Source organism: Acidisphaera rubrifaciens HS-AP3 (assembly GCF_000964365.1).
GTDB lineage: Bacteria > Pseudomonadota > Alphaproteobacteria > Acetobacterales > Acetobacteraceae > Acidisphaera > Acidisphaera rubrifaciens.
The window spans coordinates 1-3,893 of record NZ_BANB01000005.1 but is presented as its reverse complement, the minus strand read 5'-3'; the positions used below and the strand labels follow the sequence as shown (position 1 = coordinate 3,893).

At 71.4% G+C, this 3,893-nt stretch carries 2 protein-coding genes and 1 pseudogene; all 3 read right to left on the bottom strand.

The window, feature by feature from the left end:
- Window positions 1-2,370 (bottom strand): xanthine dehydrogenase family protein molybdopterin-binding subunit (locus tag B8460_RS00075; RefSeq protein ID WP_048859530.1); only part of this gene is annotated, 2,370 nt, incomplete at its 3' end.
- Between the two features lie 108 nt (window positions 2,371-2,478).
- Window positions 2,479-3,294, bottom strand: a complete 816-nt coding sequence (locus tag B8460_RS00070; protein WP_048859529.1) for a helix-turn-helix transcriptional regulator — start codon at window positions 3,292-3,294, stop codon at window positions 2,479-2,481.
- Between the two features lie 9 nt (window positions 3,295-3,303).
- Window positions 3,304-3,893, bottom strand: a pseudogene (locus tag B8460_RS00065) (5-methyltetrahydropteroyltriglutamate--homocysteine S-methyltransferase); the annotation flags it as partial.

The window sequence follows — 3,893 nt, the reverse complement described above, 5'->3', positions numbered from 1 at the left end:
CGGCAGCAGCGGCAGGTCGAGCGCGGCGACGCCGAGCGCGTCCGCCACCGCATTGGCGAGACAGACCGGCGTCGACATGCAGTTGCCCTCGCCCAGCCCCTTCGCACCCAGCGGCGTGAAGGGCGACGGCGTCTCGATGTGCAGGATGTCGAGCGGCGGCACCTCCGTCGCCGTCGGCAGCAGATAGTCGGCGAAGGTGCCGGCGAGGAAGCTGCCGTCCGGGGCATAGCGCAGCTCCTCGTAAAGCGCGGCACCGACCGCCTGCGCGAAGCCGCCGCGGATCTGCCCCTCGGCCATCGCCGGATGCAGCAGCGTGCCGGCGTCGTGCATCGTCACGTAACGGTCGATGCGCACGCGCCCGCTGGCGCGATCGACCTCCACGCCGCACAGATCGAAGATGAAGCCGTGGCACAGCGACGAGTTGATGCGGTCGTCGTCGTCCGGCGGCGTCAGCCCCGGCGGGGTCCAGTGGACGGTCTCGCGCAGCACGTCGCCGGCATCGTCGGGCACCAGGGCGGGCGACCAGTGCGCGGTCGCGGCGAGGCGCGCGAAGGGCAGGCCGGCATCCGGATTCTGCCGCGCGTAGACACGCCCGTCCGCGAAGAGCAGATCCTCGGCGGCCACGTTGAGCTGCGCCGCCGCGACGCGCGCGAGGCGTCGTCGCAGACGCTCCGCCGCGAGCTGGGCGGTGCCGGCGACGGCGGGGGCGAAGCGGCTCGAATAGTTGCCGGACGCGATCGACCATGCGTCGCGCGCGGTATCGAGGTCGGTGACCACGCGGATCGCCGCCGGCGTCAGGCCGAAGACGTCGGCCACGACCTGCGACAGCACTGTACGGTGACCCTGTCCCTGCGGCGCGGAGGCGACCTGCACCGTCACCGCGCCCAGCGGATCGAGCGTGACGGTCGCCGTCGCCTGCGCCCCGTTCTTCGGCCCCGCGCGCCGCCGTTCCTCGGCCGTCAGCACCGTGGTGATGTAGCCCATGTTGGACACGCTCGGCTCCACCACGGCCGCGTAGCCGATGCCGTAGAGCCGCCCCGCCGCACGTGCGTCGTCGCGCCGCGCCAACAGCGCGTCGAGGCGTCCGTCGCCCACCGCCGCGTCCACCGCGCGGGCATAATCGCCGCTGTCGTACAGCGCACCGGTCGCGGTGCGATACGGGAAGGCATCGGATGCGATCAGGTTGCGCCGGATCACGTCGAGCGGATCGAGCGCGAGTTCGACGGCGATGCGCTGCATCAGGCGTTCCAGCGCGTAATACACCTGCGGTCCGCCGAAGCCGCGCACCAGCCCGGTCGGCGTCTTGTTCGTCACCACCACGCGGTTGCGCAGGCTGACATGCCGGATGGCATAGGCGCCCGTCATGTTGCCGTGCATCCGGTAGAGCGTCGCCGGCTCCGGCGCGCGCAGATAGGCGCCGCAATCCTCCACCTGATCCCAGGCGAGGGCGGTGACGCGGCCGTCCGCCTCCACCGCCGCATCGAGGGCGATGACGCGGTTGGTGGCCGACACCGACGCCGCGAGATGCTCCAGCCGATCCTCGGTCCAGCACACCGGCCGGCCGCACAACCGGGCGGCAGCGGCGATCAGCACGACATACGGCGCGACACCCTGCTTCACGCCGAAGCTGCCGCCCGAATCCGGCGGCAGGCGCAGGCGCAGCCGGTTGCCGGCGACGCCGAGGGCGCGCGCCAGCACGGCATGGATGCTGAACGGCCCCTGGAAATTGGCCGTCACGTCATAGGCCTCGGCATGGGGGTCGTAGTCGGCGATGACGCCGTAAGTCTCCATCGGCGCGCCGGTGTTGCGCGGATAGCGGACCCGCACGGCCACGCGACGCGGCGCGGCGGCGAAGGCGGCATCCGGGTCGCCATAGGTGAAGCGCCGGTCGCTCACGACGTTGGGCGTGCCGTCATGCAAGCGCGGGCTGTCGTCGGCCAGCGCGTCGAGCGGATCGACGATGGGGGGCAGCGGCGCGTAGTCCACGTCGATCAGGTCGAGCGCGTCCTCGGCGACATAGCGGCTGTCGGCCACGACGACGGCGACCGGCTCGCCGACATAGCGGACGCGGTCGGTCGCCATCGCCCAGGCCTGCATCGCCGAGCGGACGCTGGAGACGATGGGCGTGGTGACGGCGGCCAGATCGGCGCCGACGAAGACAGCCGCGACGCCCGGCAGGCGGCGCGCGGCTCCGGTGTCGATGGCGGTGATCGCGGCGTGCGCCTGCGTCGAGCGCAGGATGGCGGCGTGCAGCGTCCCGGGCGGCGACGGCAGGTCATCGATGAAGCGGCCGCGACCGGTCAGCAGCGCCGCATCCTCGACACGCTGGATGGATTGGCCGACCCATGCCGTGGACGCTGCCTGTCCCATGCGCTCCCTGCCGATGCGGTGCATCCGCCTGACAGGATCGTCGCACGGCGGCACTCACCGGGCCATGCGGCGAGTTGCCGAAAAGTCCCAAAATCGCCGAACGCGGGATCAGCCGCCGAGCACGCTGCGGAACGCCCGCGGCGAGACGCTGACATGGTCGCGGAAGAAGCGGCTGAACTGCGTCGGCGATGCGAAGCCCAGACGGTCGCCGATGGCGGCCAGGGGCTCGTCGCGCGCGGCCACGCCCGCCACCGCCCGCTCGACGCGCAGCATGTTGAGGAAGACGTGCGGCGTCAGCCCGGTGGAGCGCCCGAACAGGCGGAAGAAATGCGTGCGCGACAGACCGGACTGGCGCGCGAGGTCGCGGACGGGCATGTCGCCGCCCGCGTCGATCAGCCGCCCGAGGGCGCGGCGTATCCGCCAGTCCGGCGCGCCCTCCGCCGCCGAGGACACGCCGACGCTGCGCCAGGGCGTGAAGCGCTCGATCACCGCGATCATCAGTGCCGACAGCAGGACCTCATGCGGGGCGTTCTGCGTCAATGCCTCGACGAGGGTTCGCGCCAGGGCGCGGATGCGGGGCGTGACGTCGCCCGCGGCGCCGGCAAAGAAACCGGGCGCGCCACTCGCGGCCCAGTTGCGGCGGAAGGCGTGCAGCCAGGTCGGCTCGATATAGAGCGCGAGGATGACCGCGTTGCGTCGCGCCGGGTCATGCACATAGGCATGCGTTTCCCAGGCGTTGACGAGGACGGCGGTCGTGTCGGTCAGCGGCGCGAGGCGGTCGCCCACCAGGAATTGCGTGTCGTCCCCGCCCATCTTCAGCAGCACATGGCAGTGCGGATGCGCATGCCGCACCAGCGAACGGTCCATGTCGAGCAGCGCGACACGGCCGAACGGGCCACGGCTGATGCGAAGGGCGCTGGACATTGCGCGGCCCTAGACGCCGCCCCAGACCTCGGTCGCGATTTCCACGCACCGCTCCAGCTTCGCCCATTGCTGATCCTCGGTCAGCAGGTTGCCCTCCTCGGTGCTGGCGAAGCCGCATTGCGGGCTGAGGGCCAACTGTTCGAGCGGCAGGAAGCGCGCGGCGGCATCGATGCGGCGGCGGATCGCGTCCTTGCTTTCGAGCGTGCCGTCCTTGCTGGTCATCAGCCCGAGCACGACGATCTTGCGCCCGCGTGGGACGAAGCGCAGCGGCTCGAACCCGCCGGCGCGCTCGCTGTCGTATTCCATGAAATACGCATCGACGTCGATACCGTTGAACAGCATCTCCGCCACCGGCTCGTAGCCGCCGCTCGCGACGAAGGTTGAGCGGAAATTACCGCGGCAGAGATGCATGGTCACCGTCATGTCGGGCCCGCGCCCGGCGAGCGCCGTGTTGATCAGGCGCGCGTACACGTCGAGCAGCCCGTCCACCGCCTCGCCGCGCCGGCGCAGCGCCTCGACCTGCTCCGGGTCGCAGAGATAGGCGATGTTCACCTCGTCGAGCTGCAAATAGCGGCAGCCGGCCGCCGCGAACGCCGCCA